This window comes from Streptomyces sp. NBC_00328, assembly GCF_036139655.1.
Classification (GTDB): Bacteria; Actinomycetota; Actinomycetes; order Streptomycetales; family Streptomycetaceae; genus Streptomyces.
The window spans coordinates 3,825,602-3,851,872 of the sequence record NZ_CP108013.1 but is presented as its reverse complement, the minus strand read 5'-3'; the positions used below and the strand labels follow the sequence as shown (position 1 = coordinate 3,851,872).

19 protein-coding genes and 1 tRNA gene are annotated in these 26,271 nt (G+C 71.1%); 6 read left to right on the top strand and 14 right to left on the bottom strand.

The window, feature by feature from the left end:
• Window positions 1-48: 48 nt before the first annotated feature.
• The 4 genes from OG485_RS16825 to OG485_RS16810 form a co-directional block, all read right to left on the bottom strand.
• Complete coding sequence (locus OG485_RS16825) at window positions 49-1,455, bottom strand: thioester domain-containing protein (protein WP_328669180.1); 1,407 nt, start codon at window positions 1,453-1,455, stop codon at window positions 49-51.
• Window positions 1,456-1,712: 257 nt separating this feature from the next.
• Window positions 1,713-2,180, bottom strand: coding sequence for a single-stranded DNA-binding protein (locus OG485_RS16820; protein ID WP_328669179.1), 468 nt, complete (start codon window positions 2,178-2,180; stop codon window positions 1,713-1,715).
• A gap of 132 nt (window positions 2,181-2,312) precedes the next feature.
• Window positions 2,313-4,496, bottom strand: a complete 2,184-nt coding sequence (locus OG485_RS16815; protein WP_328669178.1) for a YfjP family GTPase — start codon at window positions 4,494-4,496, stop codon at window positions 2,313-2,315.
• 5 nt (window positions 4,497-4,501) lie between these two features.
• A complete protein-coding gene (locus tag OG485_RS16810; RefSeq protein ID WP_328669177.1) occupies window positions 4,502-6,148 on the bottom strand; it encodes a dynamin family protein in 1,647 nt (548 codons plus the stop codon).
• 271 nt (window positions 6,149-6,419) lie between these two features.
• Here OG485_RS16810 and OG485_RS16805 point away from each other — a divergent pair.
• Both OG485_RS16805 and OG485_RS16800 read left to right on the top strand, forming a co-directional pair.
• A tRNA-Arg gene (locus tag OG485_RS16805) sits at window positions 6,420-6,495 on the top strand.
• Window positions 6,496-6,808: 313 nt separating this feature from the next.
• Window positions 6,809-7,282, top strand: coding sequence for a GNAT family N-acetyltransferase (locus OG485_RS16800; protein ID WP_328669176.1), 474 nt, complete (start codon window positions 6,809-6,811; stop codon window positions 7,280-7,282).
• 94 nt (window positions 7,283-7,376) lie between these two features.
• Here OG485_RS16800 and OG485_RS16795 read toward each other — a convergent pair whose 3' ends face one another.
• The 5 genes from OG485_RS16795 to OG485_RS16775 all read right to left on the bottom strand — a co-directional run bounded on the left by OG485_RS16795 (window position 7,377) and on the right by OG485_RS16775 (window position 14,282).
• Complete coding sequence (locus OG485_RS16795) at window positions 7,377-9,461, bottom strand: TerD family protein (RefSeq protein WP_328669175.1); 2,085 nt, start codon at window positions 9,459-9,461, stop codon at window positions 7,377-7,379.
• Between the two features lie 351 nt (window positions 9,462-9,812).
• Window positions 9,813-10,097, bottom strand: coding sequence for a DUF1876 domain-containing protein (locus tag OG485_RS16790; protein WP_326790949.1), 285 nt, complete (start codon window positions 10,095-10,097; stop codon window positions 9,813-9,815).
• Window positions 10,098-10,408: 311 nt separating this feature from the next.
• Complete coding sequence (locus OG485_RS16785; RefSeq protein WP_328669174.1) at window positions 10,409-12,988, bottom strand: Ig-like domain repeat protein; 2,580 nt, start codon at window positions 12,986-12,988, stop codon at window positions 10,409-10,411.
• Between the two features lie 371 nt (window positions 12,989-13,359).
• The gene (locus OG485_RS16780; RefSeq protein ID WP_443048711.1) at window positions 13,360-13,695 is read right to left on the bottom strand and encodes a tyrosine-type recombinase/integrase; all 336 of its coding nucleotides are present in this window, start codon (window positions 13,693-13,695) and stop codon (window positions 13,360-13,362) included.
• A 305-nt stretch (window positions 13,696-14,000) separates the two neighbouring features.
• On the bottom strand, window positions 14,001-14,282 hold the full coding sequence (locus tag OG485_RS16775; RefSeq protein WP_328669173.1) for a hypothetical protein: 282 nt from the start codon (window positions 14,280-14,282) through the stop codon (window positions 14,001-14,003).
• A 449-nt stretch (window positions 14,283-14,731) separates the two neighbouring features.
• Between OG485_RS16775 and ettA the strand changes: the two genes are divergently transcribed.
• From ettA to OG485_RS16760, 3 genes are read left to right on the top strand one after another with little or no spacing between them, the layout of a single operon-like run.
• Window positions 14,732-16,396: an energy-dependent translational throttle protein EttA gene (gene ettA / locus OG485_RS16770; protein ID WP_328669172.1), complete on the top strand. Its 1,665-nt coding sequence runs from the start codon at window positions 14,732-14,734 to the stop codon at window positions 16,394-16,396.
• A 6-nt stretch (window positions 16,397-16,402) separates the two neighbouring features.
• Complete coding sequence (locus tag OG485_RS16765) at window positions 16,403-16,813, top strand: acyl-CoA thioesterase (protein ID WP_328669171.1); 411 nt, start codon at window positions 16,403-16,405, stop codon at window positions 16,811-16,813.
• On the top strand, window positions 16,810-17,523 hold the full coding sequence (locus OG485_RS16760; protein WP_328669170.1) for a hypothetical protein: 714 nt from the start codon (window positions 16,810-16,812) through the stop codon (window positions 17,521-17,523). The genes OG485_RS16765 and OG485_RS16760 overlap by 4 nt, the downstream gene beginning before the upstream one ends.
• A gap of 71 nt (window positions 17,524-17,594) precedes the next feature.
• Here the strand turns inward: OG485_RS16760 and OG485_RS16755 are convergent, their stop codons facing one another.
• On the bottom strand, window positions 17,595-17,999 hold the full coding sequence (locus OG485_RS16755) for a globin (RefSeq protein ID WP_328669169.1): 405 nt from the start codon (window positions 17,997-17,999) through the stop codon (window positions 17,595-17,597).
• Between the two features lie 130 nt (window positions 18,000-18,129).
• Between OG485_RS16755 and OG485_RS16750 the strand changes: the two genes are divergently transcribed.
• Window positions 18,130-19,122, top strand: a complete 993-nt coding sequence (locus OG485_RS16750) for a methyltransferase domain-containing protein (RefSeq protein ID WP_328669168.1) — start codon at window positions 18,130-18,132, stop codon at window positions 19,120-19,122.
• A 117-nt stretch (window positions 19,123-19,239) separates the two neighbouring features.
• Here OG485_RS16750 and OG485_RS16745 read toward each other — a convergent pair whose 3' ends face one another.
• From OG485_RS16745 to OG485_RS16730, 4 genes are all read right to left on the bottom strand, one after another.
• The gene (locus OG485_RS16745; protein ID WP_328669167.1) at window positions 19,240-20,562 is read right to left on the bottom strand and encodes an FHA domain-containing protein; all 1,323 of its coding nucleotides are present in this window, start codon (window positions 20,560-20,562) and stop codon (window positions 19,240-19,242) included.
• A gap of 82 nt (window positions 20,563-20,644) precedes the next feature.
• A complete protein-coding gene (locus OG485_RS16740) occupies window positions 20,645-21,991 on the bottom strand; it encodes a VWA domain-containing protein (RefSeq protein WP_328669166.1) in 1,347 nt (448 codons plus the stop codon).
• 99 nt (window positions 21,992-22,090) lie between these two features.
• The gene (locus OG485_RS16735; RefSeq protein ID WP_328669165.1) at window positions 22,091-23,533 is read right to left on the bottom strand and encodes a protein phosphatase 2C domain-containing protein; all 1,443 of its coding nucleotides are present in this window, start codon (window positions 23,531-23,533) and stop codon (window positions 22,091-22,093) included.
• Window positions 23,534-26,062: a serine/threonine-protein kinase gene (locus tag OG485_RS16730; RefSeq protein WP_328674499.1), complete on the bottom strand. Its 2,529-nt coding sequence runs from the start codon at window positions 26,060-26,062 to the stop codon at window positions 23,534-23,536.
• Between the last annotated feature and the right edge of the window lie 209 nt (window positions 26,063-26,271).

The following is a 26,271-nucleotide window of genomic DNA, read 5'->3' as shown; positions in this document are numbered from 1 at the left end:
GTCGGCGGGGCGGCTGATCACCCCGGTCCCGGCCCAGGTGCCGGGACGTCAGACCTGCGGCGGTGTCTGCTTCCTGCCGACGAGGACCACCACGGCACCGCCGATCACGACGAGGGCGATGGCCGCGCCCGCGATGACCGGAGTCAGTCCGGAGCCGCCGGTCTCGGCGAGGTCGGTGCCCCCGCCGGCGCCTCCCACCGACGCCGGGCTCGGCTCGCTGAAGGTCTGGGCCGAGATGCCGCTCGGACCGCCCTGGGTCTTGCAGTCCAGGATGCCCTTGAACCGCTGCCCGCCGCCGTCCGCGGCGCCGATCGTGAAGTCGTACGCCTGGTCCTCCTGCAGCGGGATGAGGAGCGTCTCGGATATGCCCGCCGCGATGGTGTGCTCGACGCCCATCAGCTCGAACGTGAACGCCGCGTCGCCCTTGTTCGCGGCCGTGATGTCCACACCGCCCTTCGAGCAGTTCTTCTGGGCGGACAGGGCGGGTACCGCACCCTTCGCCGCCCATTTCGCGCTCGCCGTCGCGGAGACGGTGGACTCGCTGGAGCCGGCGAGGATCTGTGTCTGGCTGCGGGTCTCCGAGGTGAAGGTGCGGCCGACCGGCACCGTCGTCGAAGCCTGCACGGTGAGAGAGGTGGAACCGTCCGCGCCGTCCTTCGGCACGTCGAAGAAGAGCCGGCTCCCGTTGATGGCGGAGGTGATCGCCCTGCCGTCCCGGTCGACGACCTTCACACCGCCGGCGGCGATGTCCGTCGGCGGTGTCACCGTCACGCTGCCGGCGTTGGTGTGCACCGTGACCGGGCCGAGCCGCTCACCGGGGTGGCCGGACACCGCCGCGGGGGTGAGCGTCAGCGAGGCCTCGGGCTCCGCCAGGTCCCGCGCGTTCTTGTGCAGATAGTCCGCGAGCTTCTCCGCCTGCGGGTCCGCGGCGTCCACGTCGGCGCCGTCCGAGTACCGCCAGATCGCCACCTGGGTGCCTGCCGCCGCGTCCTGCTCGGTGAGACCGGTGGCACCGGCCTTCTCGGCGAGCGCCGCCAGGTCGTTCACCTGCGGGTAGGAGTTCTCGAGGATCCAGCGGATCCGGCCCGCGTCCTTGTTGCCGCTCAGGGATGTGCCGCTCCAGGAGGTCTCCTGGTATCTGGAGTCCCGCTGCGTCGGGTTGTGGAGGTCGATGCCGTAGGTCTGCAGCATGCCGCCGTTCTCGACGGACATCTCGAACAGGCCGGCCGAGACCCAGGAGTCCTCGCCGTTCTCGTGAATGACCGCCGACCCGTACGTCTTCAGGTCCCCTATGGTGGCGGTCGCTCCGCCCTGGCTCTGCGGGATCTCCTCCGCGACGGCCGTACCGGCTGCGGCGAGCGTTCCCGTTGCGGCGAGCCCCCACACCAGGGCCGCGGCGGCGAGACGGGCTGCCCGTCGTCCGCGCGCGGACAACACCGAGAACGCAGATGACACAGAATTCCCCTTCGCGCAGGACCCTTTGACATGGGGGACGGTCCCGCCAGCAGAATCAGAAGCCCCGAGAGCTGTGTTCGGCATCCTAAAGAAGCGCCGCATCGCTCCCCCCGGTCCTGTCGTCCGATAACCGATCTGACTCGGAATCGTTATCGCGATCACTTCGTGAGCTGCGCCTATCGACAAATCCATAGGGACTGTTCGTCATGTATTTGTCGATAGGCCGCAGTTCGGTCAGGCCGTCGCCCTCGCTGACATCACGTCACCCCGGCCGGTTCCGGACGTGATGGGGACACGCCCTCCGGCGGGGCGTCCGGGACCGACTCCCAACTGGGCTCGGGGTGCTGCGCCGCCGCCGGCTCGCCCTCCTTGGACGGACGCCGGAAGGCTGACGTACCCCGGGAGAGATCGTGGCCGATCGCCACAGCGTCGATGTCCGCCGACGTCCAGCTCTGCCCGTCGCGGGTCTCGGTGCGCACCTTCAGCCTGCCCTGCACGATGACGGGATCCCCCACCGACACCGAGGCTCCCACGTTCGTGGCGAGCGCGCGATTGGCCCACACCGTGAAGAAGTTGGTGTGCCCGTCCGTCCACCCGTTCTTCTCGCGGTCCCAGTACCGCGAGGTCACCGCCAGCCGGAACCGCGCCGACGCGCCGTTCGCCAATTCCCGGTACACAGGCCGTGTCGCCACGTTGCCCACCGCGCACACCATCGTCTCGTTCATCGTGAATCCCTCCCGTGCGGATGCGTCTGCCGCGGCGAACGCATGCGCTGCGATCGCCGCGGGATCAGACTGCCTCCGCCCGGCCGGGCCCGCTGGGCGCTGTGGGCCGACGGACGGTTGTGGAAAACCGCGTCACCCGACCGGGGTACCCGCCGTCGCCGTCCCCATGACCCGCCCGTACTGCTCCCGCACCTCGCGATACCGCAGCAACTCCGCCGCCACGGGATCCAGCACCCGGGCCCTTCCGCAACCGGCGGCCGCCTCGCGCAACCGTCTCTCCGCTTCCAGGCCGTAGCGCCGCGCCGGCCCGCGAGCCGCCATCCTGCCGGCCCACTCGACGGCCGGGCCGCCGACGATGCCCGACACCATCAGCAGCACCGGAACCCCGAGATTCGGAGACATGACCCCGATGATCTGGCCCACCAGCCAGAGCCCGCCGATGACCTGGACGATCGTCATCGCGGCCTGCGCCAGCACCGCGACGGGCCACCAGCCGGGCCTCGGCGGCCGTCCCGCCGGTGCCGCCGCGCGCGCCGCCATGTCGTCCAGCGCCTCGGACAGCCCCTGCGCGCCCCGTACGGCCGCCTCGCGCACCGCCAGCGCCCAGGGCGCGGGAAGCCCGTACGCGGCCCGGTCGGCCACCGTCCGCACCGCCTGTTCGACGCGCTGGCGGGCGGTGGCCTCCTCGTCCGCCGGAGCGCGCACGGGCAGACGCCCGGTCGGGGGTTCGCGCCGCTCCAGATACCAGCGCCACAGCCGCAGCCAGGGCGTGCCGCAGGCGCGGTTGGCGTTGCGGCGCCAGGACCGTTCGGCGGCCTCGCCGGCCGCCACGGCGCCGACCGCGTCCGCGAGCCGGTCCGCGAACTCGTCCCGCGCCTCCTCGCTGAGCCCGACCCGCCATCCCGTCGCGTAGACGGGCCGCAGCCGTGCGGCGGCCGCGTCGAGATCGGCTGAGATCCGTCGTGCGGCGGCGCCGCGTTCCGCCACGAACTGGCCGAGACACTCACGCAGTTCGGGGACCCCGGCCCCGGTGAGGGCGGACAGGGAGAGGACGGTGGCGCCCGGCTCGCCGTACTCGCCGAGCGCGACGCCGTCCTCGTCGAGCAGCCGCCGCAGATCGTCCAGCACCTGATCGGCGGCCTCGCCGGGGAGCCGGTCCACCTGGTTGAGGACCACGAAGGTGACCTCCGCGTGCCCGGCCAGCGGCCGCAGATAGCGCTCATGGAGGACGGCGTCCGCGTACTTCTCCGGATCCACCACCCAGATGACCGCGTCGACCAGCTTGAGAACCCGGTCCACCTGCTCGCGGTGCTGGACGGCCGCCGAGTCGTGGTCGGGCAGGTCCACCAGGACCAGGCCACGCAGCTGGGCCTCCGCCTCCGTGCTCTGCAACGGCCGTCTGCGCAGCCGCCCCGGGATGCCGAGCCGGTCGATCAGGGTGGCCGCGCCGTCGCTCCAGGTGCAGGCGACGGGGGCCGAGGTGGTCGGCCTGCGTACGCCGGTCTCCGAGATCGCCACGCCCGCGAGCGCGTTGAAGAGCTGCGACTTGCCGCTGCCCGTGGCTCCGGCGATCGCGACGACGGTGTGCTCCCCGGAGAGCCTGCGGCGGGCCGCCGCCTCGTCCAGGACCCGGCCCGCCTCGGCGAGCGTTCCGCTGTCGAGCCGGGCGCGGGAGAGGCCGATCAGTTCACGGAGCGCGTCCAGGCGCGAGCGCAGCGGCCCGTCGTACGCGAGGGGCGCAGGCACCGACGGGACGGCGGCCTTGGCCTCCGCCGACGGCGCCTGGTACCGGGCCGGGGCCGTCTCGGTCACGCGTCGCGCGATGAGGCCGTCGTCCCAGACGGGGCCGTCCTCCGGGTGCGCCGGGTCGTCGCCCTCCCCACGCGCGCGGGACTCCGTTCCTGACGCGTCCTGGGAGCCTCCCTGTCCGGCCGTACCGTCGCTCCGCGCTGCCTTGCCGCCGTCGCCCCCCTCGTCACCCCCTCCGGCCTCCCTGGTGCCCTCCAGGGGCCGGGCCCCGGAACCTGCCGCACCGGCCCGGCCGTCGTCCGGGCGGCTTTCCTGAGAACCACTGGCGCCCCCGGTCGCCCCGTCACGGTCGTCGCGGTCGTCGAGGTCGGTGCGCTGGTCGCCCGAGGCGCCTGTTCGGGAAGGGGCGCCCGCTCGGGAAGGGGCGTCTGCTCGTGAGGGGGCGTTTTCGCAGACGCCGTCCTCGGAGTGGTCCTCCGCGGGACGGCCGTTCTCCGGACGACTGTCCTCGGGACGTCCGTCTCCGGGACGGTCGGCTTGATCCGTGTGGTCAGTGACGGCAGTCACCGCGGTCACCTCTCCTTCTGCAGTACGGACAGCGCAGCGATGAGTTCGGCCTGGGGTTCCGGATGGACGTCGAGCGCTTCGAGGGGTGCGAGCCGGCGCTCGCGTTCGGTCTGGAGGGCCTTGTCGATGAGGTCCGTGAGCAGCCGGCCGCCCTTGTCGCGCAGCCGCAGCGCGCCGTGGGCCCCGATCCGCTCGGCCAGTCCCTCACCCGCGCTGCGCGCCCTGCGCCCGCCCAGGAGCGCGGTGGCGACCAGCGCGGCCACCACCGAGGAGTCCGGCGCGACACTCTTGTCGAGGCCGCGCACCTCGTCCTCGGCGTACTCCTCCAGGACGCGTCGCCAGCGTCGTACGGCCAGGCCGATCCGGTGCTCCGCGCTCTCCAGCGCCGGATCACGGTCCGTCAGCCCCGGAGCGCCCGAGGCCGGTTCACGGCGCCAGGCGTCGTCCACGCGTTCGTCGGCGGCCGCGACGGAGCACAGCAGCAGGGCGGACAGGCTTTCCACGAGCGCGTCCAGCAATTCCTCGGCGGTGCAGTCGAGGGGATAGGCGCGCCAGCGCTTGAGGGCGTCCCCGGAGAGCACGGCCCCGGCCTGCAGACGCCCCTTCGCGCGCGCGTGCTCGCTGTCGTACGCCCCGTCGACGGCCGCGGTGAGCCGTGTCGCGGCGGCGTACTGCGCGGCGGTGGCACTGGCCAGTTCCGGCATCCGCGCCTTCAGGGAGTCGAGGACGCCATGGGCCGTACGGGCCATGGCCCCGTGGCGGGCTCCCGGGTCCTGGGCCTGGTGCGTGAGCCACGTACGCAGCGGTGCGACGGCCGTGGCGGGCAGCAGACCGCCGCCCCAGGCGGACTCGGGCAGTTCGGGCACGGTGAAGCGGGGTGCCTCGCCTAGTCCCGCCTTGGCGAGCAGCGCACCGTACTGCCGCGAGACCTCGGACACCACCTGGTGCGGCACCCGGTCCAGGACCGTCACCAGGGTCGCCTTCTGCTCCTTGGCCGTACGCAGCAGATGCCACGGCACCGCGTCGGCGTACCGCGCGGCCGTCGTGACCATCACCCAGATGTCGGCCGCGCAGATCAGTTCGGCGGCCAGCACCCGATTTTCGGCCACCAGGGAGTCGACGTCGGGCGCGTCGAGGATGGCGAGACCGCGGGGGAGCGTGTCGGCGGTCTCGATACGCAGCACCCGTTCCCCGCGTTTGACGCCGGCGGGCAGATCGTCGCCGGGCTCTTGATGGGGCATCCACACGCGCGTGAGCTGGGGCAGTACACGCATGCCGCTGAACCAGTGATGGTCCTCCGGATGGCACACCAGCACCGGGGTACGGGTCGTCGGGCGCAGTACGCCCGCTTCGCTGACCCGGCGCCCCACAAGGGAGTTGACGAGGGTGGACTTGCCGGCGCCGGTGGACCCTCCGATGACGGCGAGAAGGGGTGCTTCGGGTTCCCTCAACCGGGGCACCAAATAGTCGTCGAGCTGTGCGAGCAGTTCGTCGCGGTTGGCACGCGCTCGTGGAGCCCCTGCCAGGGGCAGCGGAAAGCGTGCGGCGGCGACACGGTCGCGCAGGGCGGAAAGTGCGTCGAGCAGCTGAGGCCGTACGTCCAAGGTCACCACATGCGAAGAATGCCCAATTTTAGAGTCTTTCTGAAGCATATGGGTATGTCTGCGCGCCGACAGGACAGACGGGGCGGAAGGGATGACTGGGGCGCAGGCATAACGAGTGCACAACACCCGATGCGCGAGACGCCAAAAGCGGTGCACGATTCGTACCCGCCTGCGATTATCAGGACCGCTTCACTGAACCTCCACATCGAGCCACGGAGGCGCAGTATGCGGGGCAGGGATGCGGGAGCCCTATCCTTGTCCCCGGCAAGGTCACGGATCCGCCCACACCCGGGCACCAGGACACAGGCCGACACACCCGGCCCCCGTAGCTCAGTGGATAGAGCAGGCGCCTTCTAAGCGCTTGGCCGCAGGTTCGAGTCCTGCCGGGGGCGCCAGTCTCCGCCCTCCCTTTGGGGAGGGCTTTTTGCTGGTCAGAGCATGTTTCGCCCGATACGGCGAGACCCCGAACGCCTTCCCGATGATCAAGGGATGGGTCCGGGGTCGCACGGCTGTCACCGGGTTTTCGCGGGTGGCCCTGTCGAACACGTGTCGAAGTTCCCGGCGGGAGACCTCAGTCCGCGGCAGGTGGCTCGGGAAGATCCCCGGCGGCTTCGAGGCGCCTTTTCAGGTCAGGAAGCTGCTGACCGATCCGGCGGGAATCCCGCCTGTCTCTGGATCGAGTCTTTGCTGGGCCTGTAGGTTCCCGGCGTGAGTGATGACGGCAAGACTCGGATCCGATTCGCGGAGAATGCGGATGCAGCCCTGATCGCGCGCATCCACATGACCTCTCGGTCGGCGACCATGCCCTACCTGCCCCCGCAGAAGCGCAGTCACGAGCAGGTGACCAGATGGGTCCAGGACGTCCTGCTCAAGCTGTGTCGCACTTGGGTCGCAGTGCGTGATGCCGAGATCATCGGCTACGCGGCTCTCGACGGCGACATGCTCGAACACCTCTATTTGCGCCCGGACGTCCGCCGGCAAGGAATCGGCACGCTACTGCTCGATGAGGTCAGGCGGCACAGCCCTGACGGGGTGTCCCTGCACGTCTTTCAGCAGAACACCGATGCCCGCGCGTTCTACGAGAGCCACAGTTTCACCGTCCTCGACACCAACGATGGTGATCGCAATATGGAGAACCTGCCCGACATGACGCTTCGCTGGACGCCGAACAGCGTCCAGTAGTGCGTACCGACCGGACGGGCCAGAGGCTCACGCCGCAGCGGACATGGTTGTGCCTGCCGCGTATTGCCGGGGCCGCCCCGTCCGGTCGCTGGGCTCAGCCCGTCGTCGCGCCGTCCTTGGAAGGTGTACGGCGGGATGTCGTACCGTCCAGGTGGACCACCACCCCGGTGTAGAAGCGGTGTACCGCGTCGTCGACGCTGCGGATGAAGCCCGACTCCGCGTTCCCGCGCGTGCTTCCCATGCTCTTGAGGAGGGACAGCCGGAACCCGGTGATCCGGGAGGCGGGCTCCTTGGGCAGCATGTCGGCCGGCTCGGGGCGGAGGCGTTCGAGCGTTCCCCGGGGGCCGGCCGCTTCCCCTTCGACGAGGGTCTCGACGTGAAGATCCGCCGGCGCCTCGGCCAGGCGCCGGACCAGCCGCTTCGCCCACGACAACGGGTAGCCCTGCTCGGGTGCCGGGATCTCGATCGAGGTACGGAGCTTGCCCGTACGCAGGTCCGCGCTGATCGCCAGGACGCCGGGCGTCCCCTCGATGCGCAGCTCCGACTGAAGCCGCCCGTCGAGACAGAGCTGATCCGCGAGAAGGCCGCGCAGAGCCTTGGGATCGGTTCCGCGTCTGGTGCGCTGGACAGGCAGTACCTTCTGGCCCAGTTCGCCGCCCAGCCGCAGGCAGACCTGGCGTACGAGGCGTTCCCAGCTCTCGACGACCTCCAGCGCGCGCGAGTCTCCCTGGCACAGGGTCTCGTCGTCGATCCCTTTGCGTACCGGCACCCAGGCCGGCCCCATGTTCTGGAAGCCGTGGCAGCCGGAGTTCTCGTGCCGCAGATAGTGCAGCAGTTCCTGGAGGAGCCAGGCGTGCGCCGCGTTGCCGACGCCCTCGTGCCTGATCAACAGCTGCGCCTGATGGGCGACTTCCGCCCACGACAGGTGCCACAGGGCCACCTTGTGCTTGCGCCTCTTGTCGATCTTGACTTCGACGAGCGGGCTGCCTTCCAGCGCGACGTCGTTCGACAGGGTGATCACGGCCTCGTAGCCACGGCGCGCGGCGATGTCCATGTACGCCTGGACCTGCTCGGCCTTGAGCGCGCTGCCGTTGGTCTTCGTCTCGACCAGGGCCGTCCACAGCTTGCCGGCCCGTTCGACCCGGATCACTCCGTCGGGGCGACGGGGGGTGTCACCGTGCGGCAGGGTGACCTCGGTGAAGGTCTCCATGCGGCCGGCCGGTGCTCCGAAGGCGGCGGTGAGTCTCCTGCCGAATTCCGGCACCTGAGCCATCACGGACAGCAGTACCGAGGTCGCACGCGTTTCGCGCTCCCGGTCGCTCTTGAGCGCCGACGCAGGGAAGAGCCGCGCGTCCCTCCACGACTCGTTCTCGGCCAGCGTCCTCTTGACCGCCTTGGGCAGGGTGACCTTCTTCTTGGCCGTACGAGGCCGGGCCGTCGCCTTCGTCGGCTGGGTCTCGGTTTCCGGCCGGCGAGGGGAGGGGACCGCCGCCGGCGTGTCTCGCGGCTGGGGTTCACCGGCCGATGCCGATGCCGATGCCGATGCCGATGGCGATACCGACTCCGATGCCGGCGCCGTCGTGTCCGGCTGATCGTCGTCGGCTGCCTCGTCCAGTGCCGCCTCGGCCGCCGCGTCGTCGTCGATGTCGACCCCGAAGTCCGCGGCCAGACCGGCGAGACCCGCGTCGTAACCCTGGCCGACGGCACGGAACTTCCACTCCTCGGCCCGCCTGTACAGCTCGCCGAAGATGATCGCGCTCACCGAGTCGGCGTCGTCGATGGCGAAGTGGAGGAGTTCCTCACCTCCGCCGTCCGCCAACGCCAGCTTCACGCGGTCCAGTTCACCGAAGCGGGCGCCTTCGTAACGGCTGGCGGCCAGGACGATGCGATCGACTTCGGGGGACACCGCGGTCAGGTCGAAGCTGATCCGGTCCTCGTCGCCGTCCGCCGTCGGCGTCTTGCCCAGGAGCTGCACGCTTCCGTCCGCGGCAACCGGGTTGTTGTAGAAGCAGAAGTCGGCGTCGCTGCGGACCTTGCCGTTCGCGTCCAGCAGGAGGACGGACACATCGGCGTCCCCTTCACCGGTCGAGCTTCCCCAGCCCAGGCTGACGATCACCGAGTCGGTGTTCTCGCTCAGAGCGGCGAGCGAAACATTCGACCCTTTGACCATTTCACGCATGAATCCCCCCAGAACAATGCAACTCGGTGTGCCGACACCCCCACCCGGCCGCCTGGTGCCCGGCGTTGCGCGGTGATCGGTGCGCGGGTGACTGTAGTGCCCACGAAACCGTATATGGAGGAGTCGCGCAGAATCTGTGCGGGATTCGTGGAAACGTCCTTAAGCTGTCCGCCCTGGTCGGCCTCGGGGCAGGCGACGATCGGCCTCGGGGGCAGGCGACGCCCCCGGACGACACCCCGGAAAACTCCGGCAGGCCCAGGGGGCCGGAGCGGAACAGCTCGTGACGGGTCGTGCTCGCGCGACAGCTCCGGGGAGTCCAAGGGCTCCGGGGGAGCGGAGGGCGGCCCCCGGTCACCTCAGCGTGTGGGACGTCCTGCCCGATGCCGCGTCGATCTCGTCGTGGGCCTTGGTCAGCAGTTGCATGGCGAGCTCGTTCAGGGCCCTCGCGCCCGCGACCTCCTCGCCGACCCTGGGCTGGTTCGAGTCGGACGGGTGGCGGCTGGCGTATCCGTGGGCGCGTACCTCGCTGCCGTCGGGGAGCCGCAGCAGGGCGGCCGCACGGGTGCGGTGGTCGTCCTCCTGGAATTCCATCTCGACATGCCAGCCGACCGTGGTCCGTGCCTGCATCGCTGTCATCTGTGTCATCGCGATCACCTCCGAAGGCGCTTCCCCCTGGTGAAGCCCTCAGCGGACTGGTTGAGCCCCTGGAAGAGCGGACTGGTTGAGCCCCTAGGAGAAGTGTCCTCCTCGGGCGGGCCGGGCACGAGGCGAGGGCGCGGAGGGTCACACGGGGTGGCGCGCCGGTGCCTGTGCGGCGGCGGCCGGTGACGTTCGGCTACCGGAAACGGCCCCTCGCCAGCGGGTTTCCCGTCGACGAGGGGCCGTGTCGGGCGGCTTGGGCCGTCTCCGGGCCGTCGTGGGTGTGAGCGACGGCCCGGAGACGCAGGTCAGTTGGTGAAGTACATGTACTTCCAGGAGCTGTAGGTGGTGGAGTTGACGTCGTCGCCGGAGGAGTCGTTGATGTAGGCCGACCGGATCCGGACGCGCGTGCCCGCCTTGTCGAAGGTGCCGAGGTCGAGGACGCTCTTGCCGTCGGCGCCCAGTTCGGAGTACTCCTCGTAGCCGCGGATCCACTGGCCCTCGACGTAGACGTCGATGTCCAGCCGGTAGTGGCGGCCCGGGTAGGAGCTCATCGCGGTGGTGAACAGCGGGGCCGTGTTCTTGTGGTACCAGTAGTAGGTCGAGGAGTTCGCGCTGACCTTGGCCGTCTTGTAGTACTTCGCCAGAGAGGTGGAGACATTCACCTTGGCGTACGCGGTGACCTTGACCGACTTCGGGGCCGTGCGGGCGTCACCGGCGAAGACCGCGGAGATTGTGGTGTCCCGCTTCATGTCCACCACGGCGGAGACGTTTCCGCTGGAGTTGACGGTCGCCTTCTTCACCAGGACGTTGGGCTTGTCCGAGCCGTAGGGGTTGGCCCAGATCTCCACCGTGCGGCTCTTGTAGGTGGTGCCCAGGTGCGCGGTGAAGGTGACGTCCTTGTCGTACGAGTACACCGTGCCGTTGTTGTTCAGGCTCAGCGTGGTGGCGGTCCGGGAGACGGCCACCGTGTCGGAGCCCGAAGCCGCGGCGCGGGTCGCGTCGCCCGCGTAGGAGACGGCGTACTTCACGTCGCCGCCGGCCGGCGGGGTGTCGGTGAAGGAGAAGGTGCCGTCCGCCTTGGTCTTCACCGAGGCGAGCGTCTTGCCGGAGGGCGACTCCAGGTCCGTGCGCTTGACGGTGAGTACCGTGCCGGCCGGCAGCGCCTCAGCGTTGGCGACCTTGCCGGTGACGGTCAGTGACTTGGCGCGGGTGGCCGTGGCGGGCGCGCTCACCGTCACCGTGGTGGCGGTGCGGGAGACGGCCACGGTGCGTGTGGTGGACGCCGGGGCGTGGCCGGTGTCGCCCGCGTAGGAGACGGTGTACTTCGCGTCGCCCTCGGCGGCCGGGGTGTCGGTGAAGGTGAAGGTGCCGTCCTCGGCGGTCGTGACCGGGGCCAGTGCCTTGCCCGACGGCGACTGCGTGTCGGTACGGGTGACCGTCAGCGACGTCCCGGCCGGCAGCGGGTCGCCGCCGCTGACTTTTCCGGTGACCGTCAGCGACTTGCCGGGAACCACCGAGGAAGGCGCGCTCACCGTCACCGTGGTGGCGGTGCGGGAGACGGCCACGGTGCGTGTGGTGGACGCCGGGGCGTGGCCGGTGTCGCCAGCGTAGGAGACGGTGTACTTCGCGTCGCCCTCGGTGGCCGGGGTGTCGGTGAAGGTGAAGGTGCCGTCCTCGGCGGTCGTGACCGGGGCCAGTGCCTTGCCCGACGGCGACTGCGTGTCGGTACGGGTGACCGTCAGCGACGTCCCGGCCGGCAGCGGGTCGCCGCCGCTGATCTTCCCGGTGACCGTCAGCGACTTGCCGGGAACCACCGAGGAAGGCGCGCTCACCGTCACCGTGGTGACGGCCCTGGTCGGCGCGTTCAGCGTGTTGAGGCGGTACGTGCTGCCGTTCTCGGTGACCGCGAAGAGGTGGTCGCCGTCCGGCTCCCACGCCAGCCCGTCCGGGACCAGGGTGCCGGAACCGGTGTCGGTGAACTCGTACTTCCGGACCGGCTCGGTGGTACCGGGCTCGAATATGTAGACGTCCGGCTCGTACATGCCGTCGATGCCCGCGGCGACGGTGCCGTCCGCGGCGATGTCGACGGCGTTCGGGTAGGCGTCGGTCGGGTAGCTGCCGACTTCCTTCAGGTCGGTGGTGGACAGGACCTGGTGCTTGTAGGGCCAGCCGCTGGCCGTGACGACCTGGTCGCCGTCGGGGGTCACCGCGAGGTCGCGCAGGTTGCTGCCGGCCTCTCCCTGGGCCAGGAGCCTGGGAGCGTCCGGGCCGGAGACGTCATAGGTCGCCACGGCGGAGGGGCTGAGGCCCGGGACGCCCGCGGCCAGCACGCCGGGCGTGGCCGGGTTGGACGCCAGTCGGGGCGCGTAGTACCAGCGGGTGCTGCTGTCCTGGGCCACGGCGAGGACAGCGTCCGGGCCCGAGAGGTCGAGGGAGCCGATGTTCCCGCTCGCCGCCGTGCCGTAGCCGAACCACAGCTTCCCGCCGGCGCGGGCGAGCGTCGCCGGGGCGTCCGCGGTGCCCGTCGAGTAGCGCGCGGACTCGGTGAGGCCGGCCGTGTCGATCGCCGCGATCTCGTCGCTGCCCGTGACGGCCACGTACAGCGTCTGCGAGTCGGCCGAGAGCTCCAGGCCGCCGGCCTGCGGCAGCGAGCCGAGCGTCCCGACGACGTTGCCGCTGTAGTCGGTGGCGACGACCTTGCCGCCGGTCCGGTCGCTGACGAAGACCCGCTCGTGCACGCTGTCCACGACGACGTCGGCGACGGAGGCGACGGGAAGGACGGCGTCGCCGTCGGCGTGGGCGGCCGTGGACCCGAGGCCCGTCAGCGCCGCGGAACTGAAGAGGACGGCGAGTGCCGTCGCGGTGGAGATCCTGCGGTTGCGCAAGGTGGTTCAAACCCCCATGAGCCGTGGGAGGCCGCGCGTCACCGGAGGCTGGAAGGCGCCGGGCGCGGCATGCTGCGGATGCCTCTGACACGGGTGTGACCATGGAACCGCCGGAATGGTTGTGCGCGGGAAGATGAGACTCCGGGGCTTCTCCCACGGCGGTGACCGTTCCTCACCGGCCCGGCAGACCGATGGCGACCGACAGCGACGGGTGGGCCACGGACGACAGCGGCGGAGCCCCAGGTCGGAGGCACCTGACCGAACGGGTTTCCCCCCGAGGGGTAGCCGTCAGGCAAGATGGGGTGTTACTTGCCGAACGAGAGCATGAAACAGCCCCTCACCAGCGGGTTTCCCGTCGATGAGGGGCCGTGTCAGGCGGCTTGGGCCGTCTCTGGGCCGTCATGGGCGTGACCGGCGGCCCGGTACATCGCGCTGATGGTCCGGGCCCTGGTCTCGCTGCTCGGCATCAGGTGCGTGTACACGCGGAGGGTGAAGCCCGGGTCACTGTGCCCGAGGTACGGACTCAGCGCCTTGACGTTCTCCCCGGCGTCCAGAAGCACCGAGGCGTAGAAGTGCCTCAGAGCGTGCATTCCGTGCTCTCGGGCCGGCGCGTACCGCTGGCCCTTCTTGGGGGTCGGGATGATGCCGGCCGCGGCGAGCGCGGGCTTCCACCGCTCGTCATTGAAGCCGTTGCCAGGGGGAGACACCCTCTGTGGCCGGGGCGGTCGGCTCCACGCCTTTGGGCAGCCACCATGGGGCGAGCCTCGAAGATCATGGCCCCGACGCCGTGCTTTACCGGGCAGGTCCACAGACTGCCCGACTCGCCGGAAGCTTACGGGGCCATGATCACTCGCCCCATGGCGGCTCCCGCCCGAAGCCGTTCCGCCGACCTCATTCCCGAAGGCTCAGGCCGAGGACCTTTCCCCGGGGCGAGTGCCCGCCATGAATCGCGACTCCACCGGTGTAGATGGACGACCCACCCGGCGGAGAGGGAGAAGACCGGTGGCCTGGCTCAGAGCGCCAGGAAGTCTCCGAGCTGCTCCACCGTGTTGATGAGGGCAGCGTTCGATGGGTCGACGATGTTGTTGGCGACAGGGTTGGTGTTGCCGTTGTGGTTGCTGAGCAACCCGTCGTTTCCGCTGTTGGCACCTTCGTTGCTGCTGGCGATCTGGCTGACTCTGACGTCGTCCCCGGGCTTGGGGTAGGGGTCGGCCGACGCGGGTGCGGCAGCGGCAAGGGCGAAGGCGCCGACGACGGCCGCGACTCCGAGGGTTCGACTGAAGATCTTGGTCATGCCCGGGGAACGACTGTTGCGCGAGGATGGACACGGGACTGGGGGACGGATCAGGCAGTCGTCACCTGCTTGGCTCCGTACACCTGGGACTGTGCCCGTGCCCCTCCTGTGCCCGTTCGGGCCACGGTCCTCAACGCCTCGACAACCTCATCGTCAGTCACCGGCTCAGCTCTCAACCCGGGGCGGTGGAGGCCATGGCTTCGAGGGGCGGAGTCAAACGATCACTCGCCGATGCCGGCCGACGCTCGATCGCTGGGCCGTCCCTGGGCCGTGCGAGGGTGCCCGGCAGCGAGCGACGGCGACAGCCAGTGACAGGTGAGCTACGAGCAGGGGCGGCGAACGGCCAGGCCAGGCCCCCGGGACTGAACGCGTTTCCCCCGAGGGGTAGCCGTCAGGCAAGATGGGGTGTATCTGCCCACTGCCGATTTCAAGCGTCCGGACGGTTTCTCTTGGCTGAGTTCATTTACACCATGCGCAAGACGCGCAAGGCGCACGGCGACAAGGTGATCCTCGACGACGTCACCTTGAGCTTCCTCCCGGGTGCGAAGATCGGTGTGGTCGGTCCGAACGGTGCCGGTAAGTCCACCGTTCTCAAGATCATGGCGGGCATCGAGCAGCCCTCCAACGGTGACGCGTTCCTGTCGCCCGGCTTCAGCGTCGGCATCCTCATGCAGGAGCCGGAGCTGGACGAGTCCAAGACGGTTCTGGAGAACGTCCAGGACGGTGCCGCCGAGCTGATGGGCAAGCTCAACCGCTTCAACGAGGTCGCCGAGCTGATGGCGACCGACTACTCGGACGCGCTCATGGAGGAGATGGGGAAGCTCCAGGACGACCTGGACCACTCCAACGCCTGGGACCTCGACGCGCAGCTCGAGCAGGCCATGGACGCGCTGGGCTGCCCGCCCGGCGACTGGCCGGTCACCAACCTCTCCGGCGGCGAGAAGCGCCGCGTGGCGCTCTGCAAGCTGCTGATCGAGGCTCCGGACCTGCTCCTCCTCGACGAGCCCACCAACCACCTCGACGCCGAGTCGGTGAACTGGCTGGAGCAGCACCTCACGAAGTACGCGGGCGCCGTCGTCGCCGTCACTCACGACCGGTACTTCCTGAACAACGTCGCCGAGTGGATCCTCGAACTGGACCGCGGCCGCGCGATTCCCTACGAGGGCAACTACTCCACGTACCTCGACAAGAAGTCCACCCGCCTCAAGGTCGAGGGCCGTAAGGACGAGAAGCGGCAGAAGCGCCTCAAGGAAGAGCTGGAGTGGGTCCGGTCCAACGCCAAGGGCCGTCAGACCAAGTCCAAGGCCCGCCTCGCCCGTTACGAGGAGATGGCGGCCGAGGCCGACAAGATGCGGAAGCTGGACTTCGAGGAGATCCAGATCCCGCCGGGCCCGCGTCTGGGCTCCATCGTCGTCGAGGTCAACAACCTCTCCAAGGCGTTCGGCGACAAGGTCCTCATCGACGACCTCTCCTTCACCCTGCCGCGCAACGGCATCGTGGGCGTCATCGGCCCGAACGGCGCGGGCAAGACCACGCTGTTCAAGATGATCCAGGGCCTGGAGACGCCGGACTCCGGCGCGATCAAGGTCGGCGAGACGGTCAAGATCAGTTACGTCGACCAGAGCCGCGCCAACATCGACCCCAAGAAGACGCTGTGGGCCGTCGTCTCCGACGAGCTCGACTACATCAACGTCGGCCAGGTCGAGATGCCGTCGCGGGCCTACGTGTCCGCCTTCGGCTTCAAGGGCCCGGACCAGCAGAAGCCCGCGGGTGTCCTCTCCGGTGGTGAGCGCAACCGGCTGAACCTGGCGCTGACCCTCAAGGAGGGCGGCAACCTGCTGCTCCTCGACGAGCCCACCAACGACCTCGACGTGGAGACCCTGTCGTCGCTCGAGAACGCGCTGCTGGAGTTCCCCGGTGCGGCCGTGGTCATCTCCCACGACCGCTGGTTCCTGGACCGGGTCGCGACGCACATCCTCGCGTACGAGGGTGAGTCGAAGTGGTACTGGTTCGAGGGCAACTTCGAGTCGTACGAGAAGAACAAGGTCGAGCGGCTCGGCGCGGATGCCACGCGCCCGCACCGCGCCACCTACAAGAAGCTGACCCGGGGCTGATCGACCTTGCGGCACATCTACCCCTGCCCGCTGCGCTGGGCGGACATGGACGCGTACGGCCACGTCAACAACGTGGTGTTCCTCCGCTACCTGGAAGAAGCCCGTATCGACTTCCTGTTCCGCCCGGAGAAGGACTTCAAGCAGGGGTCCGTGGTGGCGCGCCATGAGATCGACTACAAGCGGCAGCTGGTCCACCGGCACGCGCCGGTGGACATCGAGCTGTGGGTGACGCAGATCCGCGCGGCGTCCTTCACGATCACCTACGAGGTCAAGGACCCCGATCAGGTCTACGTCACGGCCTCGACGGTGATCGTGCCGTTCGACTTCGAGCATCAGCGCCCTCGCCGGATCACGGCCGAGGAACGCGACTTCCTGGAGTCGTACCGCGACGACGAGGACGAGGCCGTCGCGGCATGACCGTCCTGCACCTCGCCGACGCGGGGGAGGCGGCGGATCTCGCCGCCTTCCTCTCCCGGCTCGTCCACTACGACCGCGCGGCCGCCGTGCGCCTGAAGGCGCACGGCACCACGCTCGCGGTCTTCGGCCGGCCGCCGTCGTTCGAGGTCCTCGCGATCCGCACGGCACGGCTCGCCAAGCCGTACGAGAACGGGCTCGACGTCACCCTCGACGTGACCGTCTCCGCCGGGGAACTGCTGGAGTCCGTCGAGGAGCAGGCCGCCACCGTCGGTGTCCCGGCCCCCGTCACCGGGCCCCCGTGGGCCGGCGTCCTGCCGCCCCGCGGCGGCTGGCGGCCCGAGCCGGGACTGCCCGGCCCGGACGCCGTGCGGGCGAAGGTCGCCGCGGCGGTGGCCGAATTCCGGTCGCGCACCGAGGAGTTGGCCCCCGAACTGCGCACCCGTGCCGAACTCGACCGGGTCGGGCGGGAGATATGGTCCCGGCCGATCGGTGACACCGGACTTCCCGTGCGGGCCGCGCACGCCGCGCAGGCCCTGGGATTCCTGCGGCCCGTGCCGCCCGCGCCCGCCTCCGCCGGGGGACAGGTCCGCTCGGGCGACAGCCCGTTGGCGCTGTACTCGTCCGGTGCGTGGCTGCGCCTGCGGACGCCGTTCGGCTCGATCGCCGTCCGCCGGGCGGGACTTGGCTCGCTGGGCGTCAGCGTTCACTGATACCTGAGCACCGCGCACCGAGCACCGAGCGCCCCAGTCCGGCCCGCGGTGTCCGGCGCGGGAGCCGGCGGTCAGCCGGCCGTGTTCACCATCGACGCGGCCGCGTACGTCAGGTAGTTCCACAGGGTGTGCTCGTGCTCCTCGGAGAGGCCGAGCTCGTCGACGGCCACCCGCATGTGCTTCAGCCAGGCGTCGTGCGCCGCCTGGTCGACCTGGAACGGGGCGTGCCGCATCCGCAGCCGGGGGTGGCCGCGGTTCTCGCTGTACGTCGTCGGGCCGCCCCAGTACTGGATCAGGAACAGCGTGAGGCGCTCCTCGGCCGGGCCCAGGTCCTCCTCGGGATACATGGGCTTCAGCAGCGGATCCCCGGCGACACCCTCGTAGAAACGGTGTACGAGGCGCCGGAAGGTCTCCTCGCCGCCGACCTGCTCGTAGAAGGTCTGCTCCTGAAGCGTGCCGCGCCGAATCTCTTTCACGTCCCCATGTTCTCAGACGGTGCGACCGAGGACTCAAGGCTTAGGTCCACACATGGCGGTCGGAGGCGGCGGTTCCGGGCCGGGCGGGCCGGCGCTCGCCTCGTGGCCCTTTCGGCAGCACAGTGGAGGTATGGGCGCGCACGCTCTCGAAACCGGTCCCGGCCCCGACGACCTCGCCGACGCGGCGCGGGCGTCCCTGGTGCGCGTGATCGAGCGGAGCGGGGCCTGGGAGAGCGATCCCGTCTGGCGGGAGGCCTTCGAGGCCGTCCCGCGCCACCTGTTCGTGCCGTACTACTACCTCGGCGGGATCGGCGGCTACGAACGTCTGTGGGGCGAGGACCCGGACCCGCTGGTCCGGGACCGCTGGCTGCGCGGCGCGTACGCGGACGCCCCGCTGGGCACCCGGGTACGGGACGGGGAACTGGTCTCCTCCAGCAGCCAGCCCTCGCTGATGGCCAAGATGCTGGCCGAGCTGGAGGTACGGGACGGGGACACGGTCCTGGAGATCGGCGCGGGGACCGGCTACAACGCGGCTCTGCTCGCGTACCGTCTCGGCGACGGCCCGGTGACCACGGTCGACCTCGACGTGGAGATCACGGAGGCCGCTCGCCGGCATCTGGACATCGCCGGGTACCACCCGACCGTCGTCACCGGCGACGGAGCGCGCGGGGTCCCCGAGCGCGCCCCCTTCGACCGGATCATCGCCACCTGCACGCTCACCACGATCCCGCGCCCCTGGCTGGCCCAGTGCGGCCCCGGAGCCCGCGTCCTCGCGCCGCTGGCCACCGGCCTGATCGCGCTGGAGGTCCGGGACTCCGGTCATGCCGAGGGACGCTTCCTGCACACGTCCGCCTTCTTCGTGCCGCTGCGCGGTGCCACCCGGCCCGGACCGGAGCCGGAGCCGGCCCGGACCGGCGGGGTGCCGCGCCGGGCCCGCGGCCACGATCTGTTCCGTTTCCTGCTCGCCCTGACGGCGGGCCGCCTGGACCCGCAGGACGCCTACACGCTGTGGGAGCGCGAGGGGCAGCCGCAGCGTGAGCGGTACGGGGTCACGGTCGGCGAGGAGGGCGCGCGGGCGTGGCTGGACGACCCCGAGGGGCCGTACACCTGGCCGCTGCCCTGAGCCGCGCGCCCGGGGGTCCCGAGCGTCCGGGGTCCCGAGCGTCCGTGAGGCGCTCAGGGGGCGGCCCCTGCACGGGAGACCTGCCGGGCCACGGTGCCGGGCCCGGCAGGACGGTGCTCAGCCGCGCCGGATCGTGATCGTCGTCCAGGCGCCCACGTGCACCCGGTCGCCGTCCTGAAGCGGCACCGGCACGAACGGCTGGATGGGCTCCTCGCCGCCGTTGACCGTGGTCCCGTTCGTCGAGTTCTGGTCGACGACCGCCCAGGTGCTGTCGGGCTGCTGGACCAGGACCGCGTGCTGGTGCGAGACACCCGGGTCCTCCGGGGGCACCGACAGGTCGATGTCCGGGGATTCGCCGGTGGAGTGCCGGCGGCGGCCGATGGTGATCTGGTTGCCGAGGAGCGGACGCTGAAGCTCCGGCGAGTACGCGGGCAGGTTCAGGCCCGCGGCCTCGGGACCGGAGCGCTGCATCATCGCCATGAAGTACTCGCGGTCCGGGGCGATGGTCGCGCTCCAGGACAGCGACTGCTGTTGCTGTTGCTGAGGCTGCTGGTAGCCGGGACCGGGCGGAGCCTGGGTGGCGCCGGGCTGCTGGTAGCCGTAGCCGCTCGCCTGGCCCGGGCCGTTCGGGCCGCCCTGACCGCCCTGACCGCCGGGCGTGCCGGACGACGGCGGGGGGATCACCCAGTCGTCCTCACCGCCGCCGAAGGCCGGGCCGCCGGGCTGCGGGCCGCCCTGCCGCGGCGGTCCGCCCTGGGTGAAGGGCGGCGGGGAGGGCTGCTGGGTGTAGGCCTGCTGCGGAGCACCGGGGCCGCCGGGCGCGGACGGCGCCGCCTGGCGCGAGGGGTCGCCGTAGCCCTGCTGGGGGTCGCCGAAGCCCTGGGGGCCGCCGTACGGCTGGGCCCCAGGGCCCGGCGGGATCGGTTCGGCGGGCCGGTTCATCTGCGAGGGCCGCGAGCTCTGGTACTCGAACGGGTCGTGACCGGGGCCACCGGCGCCCGGTCCGCCCTGCTGTCCTGGCCCGCCCTGCTGTCCCGGCCCGGGCTGCGGGAACCGCGGCGCCGGATTCTGGCCGCCGGGACCGCTGGGAGCGCCGTACGGCGACTGCCCGCCGGGAACGCCCGGACCGCCGGCCGGCGGACGCGGTGCCGCCGGTGTGTACGAGGTGGCGGTGTTGGTCAGGAAGTTCCACCGGCACTCCTCGCAGAACGGCGCGGCGCCCTCACGGGGCGTACGGCACTGCGGGCAGAACTCGGGGTTGGCGTCCGGCACGCCGGACCGGCCGCCGGGGGCCGGCGGCGGCGAACCGGGCGCCGGGTATCCGTAACCGGCGCCGGGCGGCGGCGGAGGGAGCGGGGGCACGGTACCGGCCATGCGGTGACCGCAGACCTCGCACCAATCGTCGGAATTCGACTGGTGTCCGTTCGGGCATGTCGGCATGTCGGTCCTTCCCCCTTCCCTTTTCCGGTCGTATGACCGGGTTTCTCCGGATCCCAGCGGGAACCGGGCTCGCTACTTCCCGCTACTTCTTTACACGAACAGTCTTTGTGGACCGTGTCTCGAGGGTCATCTCGTCGGCCTCCGCGACACGTGCTTTCAATCGCACAGTACCTGCCGCGACGTCGACGACGTCCACCACCTTCGCGAGCAGTTTCGCGGTATCGGCGTTTCCGGAGGCTCCGGCGAGTTGGACGGCCCGTCCCAGCTTGGCCGTTGCTCCGTCGACATCTCCCGCTTTGCGAAGATCCAGACCTTGTTGGATGACCTGTGCCAGTTCGGCCTGACCGGTGTAGTGCGCGACCTGCGGATTGATGGAGGTCGAGGCGGTCATGTCGTCGGTCCACACGGCCCGTACGAGCCCCTGCGCGCCGAGGTTCTGCACGCTGCCGTCGCTCTGCGGGATCACCAGCGAGACCCGGGCGGCCAGCATCTCCTGGCCGATCCCGGCCGTCGGGACCTGGACGCACACGTGGTAGTCGCGGGACTCGTCGCCCCAGGAGCCCGTCGGGTAGTCGCCCGCTCGGGGTCCGGCCTCGGTGCGCCGGTCCGTCAGGTCCCCGACCGTGGGCGCCACTTGCTTGACGAACTTGATCTCGGTGCCGACCGGCGTCCACACCCGCAGGGCCACGTCGGCGACCTCCTTGCCCATGGCCGTCTCCATCATGTGCGTGAAGTCGGCGGAGAGGGCGGCGGGGTCGGCGACGATGTCGGCGGTGCCGAGCAGCGCCGAGGCGATCCCGGTGACCTCCTTGACCTCCCAGTCGGTGCCGACTCCCCGCGCGTCGCAGGTGAAGCGTCCGGCACAGGAGTCCAGCGCGGCCCGCAGGTCCTCGGGCGACTCGTGTTCGTTGCGGCCGTCGGTGAGCAGGATGCCGTGCCGGATCGACACCTCCGCGGAGGACAGCAGCCGGTCGGCGAGCCGCAGCCAGGTGCCGATCGCCGTACCGCCGCCCGCGCTCAGCTTGCGCAGCGCCTGTTTGGCCTGGTCGCGGGTGGAGGCGTCCGCCACGGCGAGCCGCCCGTCACCCGGGTAGACCTCCTTGGCGACGTGTGTGCCGCCGATCACCGCGAAGTGGACCCCGTCGCGCAGGGTGTCGATCGCGGCGGCCGTCGCGTCGCGGGCGTTGCGCATCTTGGCCGGCGGGTAGTCCATCGAGCCCGAACAGTCGACCATGACCGCCACGGCGGCGTCCGGTCCCTGGCCCGGCGTGTACAGGTGCGGCGCGGCGACCGCGCTTCCCACGGTGCCGCCGCCGGTCGCGCTCACCGTGACGATCGCGTTGACCTCGCGACCGCCCTCCGGCAGGTACTCGTTCTGGTAGACGTCGACCGAGAACTGCGGCACGTTCGACTTCGAGAAATTGGCCATGCCTTTTTGTCCCCCTCGGGCCTCCGCCCCCGGCGGAGGTGCTGACTGTGTGCGGACCGGTCCCCTCCGGTCCGCGGCCGCCCCCGTTCGTTCGCGGCCTCAGGCCGATCCTGCCCCCTGGGAGGGGGCGGGGAACGGCAGGACGGCCACTGTTACGTTGTCGTGGCCCCCGCCGTCCAGGGCGTGGCCGACCAGAACCTGGGCGCTCTGCAGCGGCCTCTCGGCCGCGTCGAGGGGAACGGCCTCGGCCATCTCCTCCGCCGACTCCGCGTAGTTCCACAGTCCGTCGGTGCACACCACGACCACACCCGGCCGGTCCGGCTTGAACGAGACGGTGTGCGGCTCCAGTTCGTAGGCGTCGGCGCCGAGCCAGCCGGTGATCGCGTGGGCGCGCTCGTCGGCGTACGCCTCCGCCTCGTTCATCAGGCCCGCGGCGACCATCTGCGCGGCCCACGAGTCGTCCTCGGTGAGCCGGGCCGGCATTGAGGAGCGGTCGACGGGAACCCAGTAGACCCGGCTGTCGCCGACCCAGCCGACGATCAGCAGGGTGGGCGTGACGACGGCGCCGACGATGGTGCAGGCGGGCGCGTTCACGTGCGGAGCGTGCTCGCCCTGCGCGGTGGACGGATCCGCCAGCGCGTTGACGGCCTCCGAGGCCGCGACGATCGCCTCGTGCATGGCCTGCTGCGGGTGCGTGCCCAGCGGAAGGGCCGCGAGGATCGACTCGTTCGCCGCGTGGGAGGCGGCGAGCGAGGCCTCGTCGGGGCGGGTCGCGGAGGAGACCCCGTCGCAGACGATCGCGACGACCACGGGGGAGCCGTCGGGCAGTGCGGTCGAGGAGATCGCGAACGCGTCCTCGTTGCGGTGGTGGCGCAGACCACGGTCGCTGACCGCGGCGACCGCGCCCAACTCCTGTTCCATGTGGTCCCGTTCCCGTGGCTGCGCGTGCCCGCAGTGCTCGCAGTAGCCGTCGGTGTCCACCTGGCCCGAACGGCAGGCCACACACAGCTTGGCGCCCGCGGGGGGAACCGGGAGGTCGCCGGTCCGGGGATCGGCGGGCACCTCGCGTTCCGGGCCGTCGGCCGGAGGGGCGAGCGGGTACTCGTCGGGCTCCGAGGGCCGGTCGAACCGTACGCCCGAGGGCTGCCCGGCGGGCCGCTTGGCTCCGGCCGGCCGGACGGCCGCCGGATCCCCCTCGGGGTGCTCGGAGTGCTCGGGGTGCTCGGAGCTTTCGGGGTGCTCCGGATGCGGCAGTTCGGAACCACCCGAATCGGTGCCCGGGATGTCGGCGGCGCGGTGGACCGGCGCGGGCGTGTCCGTGCCGCCGGCCTCGGGTGCCAGGGGCCAGTCCATGGACGGGGCGGCCGGCGGTGGGCCGGCCGATGTGCCGTTCATGGCGATCGTGGGGTGATCCCGCGGCGGTGCGGACACCGTCGACAGGTCGTAGCCGCAGGCACCGCAGAAACGGTCAGCCGCGTCCAGCGGCTCCTCGCAACTGGGGCACCGCGAAAGGGCCGTCGGCTGGGGCATCTGGGACATCAATCACACCCACGTCCGGGGGCGGTAACGGTTTGCGCGTTCCACCAGGTCGATCCTTTCCTCGCCGCCCCGCGCGAGCCGGGCCAGCGTCCGGTACGAACGTTCGAGGCCGAAACGGAGGCCACGTTCGTCCAACTCGCTGCCGAGCAGCGCGGTTCCGCGTCCGGAAGCCGGAGCGGAACCCTGGCTACCGGAGAGTACCCAGTCCAGCGCGCAGCCGAGGACCTCCGTCGACAACTGCTCGCGCCGCACCGCGTCCAGACCGAAGCCGTCGAGCGCCTCCACCTGCCCGGCCGCCGCCGTCAGATCGTCCAGGAGCGGCGCCGCCGTCTCCGTGACCGGCCGCTGCCGCAGCCGCGCCCGCACGGCGGCGACCCGGGCCGCCGTGTAGTGGATTGACGACTCCGGCACGGATTCCAGGGTACGTACGGCACCACGGCGGTCCCCCGCCGCGAGCTGCACCCTGGCCAGCCCGAACGCCGCGCTCACATAGCTGGGGTCGGTCGTCCACACCAGCCGGTAGTACTCGGCGGCGTTGTCGAGCTGGCCGAGCACCTCCGCGCACACGCCGAGGGCCAGCTTGGGCGCGGGCTCGCCGGGGAAGGCGTCGTAGACCGCGTCGAAGGACAGCGCCGCGATCTCGTTCTCGCCGGTCGCCAGTGCCGTGACGCCGCGGTACCAGACCACCCGCCAGTCGTCCGGGTGATCGGCCTCCAGCGCGTCGACGGCCGAGCCGGCCTCGCTCGGTTCGCCCATCTCCAGGCGGGCCCGCAGTTCCCGCAGCCGCAGCTCCGGGGAGGCGGCCGGCGCCGCCCGCAGCGCGGCGATCAGCTCCGCGGGCGCGGACGCGATGAGCCCCGCGAGGAAACCGGCGTTCGGGTCGCCCGGGTCCACCCGCGGCACGGGCAGGGCGAGCGCGGTGGCCGCCGCCGCGACGGGCCTGACCAGGGTGGCGGAGGCGGGCGGACCGGGCGGCAGCGGCCCGGTCCCGTTCGTCCCCGCGGGCAGCGCGGCCGCGCCCTTCCTCGCCCGTACGGGGACCACGCGGGCCCCCAGCCGCGACACGTCCTCGGCGGCCTTCCCGAACAGCTCGGTGTCGGTGACCCTGGTCTCCGGCCCGAACAGGGTCGACAGCGCCGGCCGCGCCCGCCCCGTCTGGAGCGAGACCACCTCGCGCAGCACGCCCGTCAGCTGCTCGGACATCTCCTGCGCCGAGGCGAAACGGCGGGCCGGGTCGGGGTCGGTGGCCCGGACGAGAAGCCGGTAGAACGACTCGTACTGACGGAAGACCTCGATGTTGTCCGGGTCGGGCAGGGAGTCCACGAAGACGTTCGTGTAGCCCTGGAAGTCGAAGGCGAGGACGGCGAGCGTCCGGGCGACCGTGTAGAGGTCGGAGGCGACCGAGGGGCCCACCTCGGCCACCTCGGGGGCCTGGTAGCCCACGGTGCCGTAGATGGCCGACTCGTCGTCGTCCATCCTGCGCACCGCGCCCATGTCGATCAGCTTGAGCTGGTCCTCGGTCTGGATCGCGTTGTCGACCTTGAAGTCGCAGTACAGCAGGTTGCGGCTGTGCAGATGGCCGAGGGCCTCCAGGGCCTCGATGCCGTACGCGCAGGCCTGCTCCACCGGGAGCGGATCGCGCTTGCCGTCCGCCGTGCGGCGCCCGTTGGCCAGCTCCTTGAGCGACTTGCCGCCCACGTACTCCATGACGATGTACCCGTCCAGCGAACCCGTCCGCTGGTCGAGGTGCTCGACGAAGTTGTAGATCCGCACGATGTTGGCGTGCTCGATCTCCGCCAGGAAGCGCCGCTCGGAGATCGCGGCCGCCATCGCGTCCTGGTCGCCCGTGTCGAGCAGACCCTTCAGGACCACCCACCGGTCGGACACCGCGCGGTCGACGGCGAGGTACACCCAGCCGAGCCCGCCGTGTGCCAGACAGCCCATCACCTCGTACTGGCCGTGCACGATGTCACCGGTGCGCAGCTTCGGCACGAACGAGTACGGGTGGCCGCACTTCGTGCAGAACCCCTCGGTGCGGCCGGGCACCTCGCCGCGTGAACGCCCCACCGGCGCACCGCAGTCGGAGCGCGAACAGAACCGTTTGCGCTCGGGCACCTCCGGGTTCTCCAGGACCATCCCGCGCGGGTCGGGCCGCGGCACCCCGGGGACCTCGACGAGCCCGGCGCCGAGGCGGCCCCGCCCGGAGGAGGACGCCGCCGAGCCGGAGCTGCGCACCGACACCGAACGGCCCGTCGACCGGCCCGACAGCGACCGCGACAGGCGGCCGGAGACCGAGCGCCGCGACTGCGAGGAGCGCGACGACGTACGTGACGACGTACGCGAGCTGGAGGGTGAGCCGCCGCGCACGCCGATGCTGTCGGAGCCACGCGAACCACGGCCGCCCCCGAGGGCGCCGGACGACGCCGGACCCGTCGCACCGGCTCCCGGGCCGCTCCCGGACCGGGAGGACCCCGGCGCCGGTACGGCCGGGGCGAGGCCGCACGTGTCGCAGTACAGCTCGCCGCCTCCCATGTCCTCGTACGACCCTTCGCAACCGGGCCGACCGCACGTGAGCGGCTCACCCGCCGGCTGTCCGCCCGCACCCGCACCCGGTCCCGGCGCCGGTACGGCCGGGGCGAGGCCGCACGTGTCGCAGTACAGCTCGCCGCCTCCCATGTCCTCGTACGACCCCTCGCAACCGGGCCGACCGCACTTGTTCCGCTCACTCACCGGCTGCTCGC

Excerpts from the sequence above, each read along its gene's own strand:
- OG485_RS16820 (WP_328669179.1), bottom strand. The coding sequence starts at position 2,180 with ATGAACGAGACGATGGTGTGCGCGGTGGGCAACGTGGCGACACGGCCT.
- OG485_RS16810 (WP_328669177.1), bottom strand. The coding sequence starts at position 6,148 with ATGCTTCAGAAAGACTCTAAAATTGGGCATTCTTCGCATGTGGTGACC.
- OG485_RS16795 (WP_328669175.1), bottom strand. The coding sequence starts at position 9,461 with ATGCGTGAAATGGTCAAAGGGTCGAATGTTTCGCTCGCCGCTCTGAGC.
- OG485_RS16790 (WP_326790949.1), bottom strand. The coding sequence starts at position 10,097 with ATGACAGCGATGCAGGCACGGACCACGGTCGGCTGGCATGTCGAGATG.
- OG485_RS16775 (WP_328669173.1), bottom strand. The coding sequence starts at position 14,282 with ATGACCAAGATCTTCAGTCGAACCCTCGGAGTCGCGGCCGTCGTCGGC.
- OG485_RS16760 (WP_328669170.1), top strand. The coding sequence starts at position 16,810 with ATGACCGTCCTGCACCTCGCCGACGCGGGGGAGGCGGCGGATCTCGCC.
- OG485_RS16750 (WP_328669168.1), top strand. The coding sequence starts at position 18,130 with ATGGGCGCGCACGCTCTCGAAACCGGTCCCGGCCCCGACGACCTCGCC.
- OG485_RS16745 (WP_328669167.1), bottom strand. The coding sequence starts at position 20,562 with ATGCCGACATGCCCGAACGGACACCAGTCGAATTCCGACGATTGGTGC.
- OG485_RS16740 (WP_328669166.1), bottom strand. The coding sequence starts at position 21,991 with ATGGCCAATTTCTCGAAGTCGAACGTGCCGCAGTTCTCGGTCGACGTC.
- OG485_RS16730 (WP_328674499.1), bottom strand. The coding sequence starts at position 26,062 with ATGGGAGGCGGCGAGCTGTACTGCGACACGTGCGGCCTCGCCCCGGCC.